The sequence below is a fragment of the Achromobacter sp. Marseille-Q0513 genome, from assembly GCF_018195695.1.
GTDB lineage: Bacteria > Pseudomonadota > Gammaproteobacteria > Burkholderiales > Burkholderiaceae_B > Achromobacter.
Genome location: NZ_JAGTJY010000644.1, coordinates 1 through 334 on the forward strand (window position 1 = coordinate 1; position 334 = coordinate 334).

The following is a 334-nucleotide window of genomic DNA, read 5'->3' on the forward strand; positions in this document are numbered from 1 at the left end:
GCTCCAGCGCAGGTTCGCCGTCCTTTGCCGGCTCAGCGGCAATATCCAGCAAGATAAAGGCGCCGCTGTCGGCGTCTTGCAATTGCAGTCGCGTGGGTTCGATCGCCTCGTTGGCGCGCAGGTACACCGCACCGCCCGCGCTTTGCACGCGCAGGCGCTGGCCTACAGCGGCGGGCACGCCAATGCGTACATTGCGGTCGATGAACACGATGCGTTCCTGACCCACCTGTAGCGGCACTGCCAGCGGCAAACGTTCCCAACGCAGGATTTCGACTGCTTCAACAGTTGGCGCCCAGCCAAGCACCCCGAGCCCCAGCAAGGCCAACACAGGGAG

General features: G+C 64.4%; 1 protein-coding gene. It reads right to left on the reverse strand.

Translation table 11 applies throughout. The annotated features are described in order from the left end of the window. Positions 1-334 (reverse strand): TIGR03749 family integrating conjugative element protein (locus KDH83_RS32130; RefSeq protein ID WP_212323262.1); only part of this gene is annotated, 334 nt, incomplete at both ends.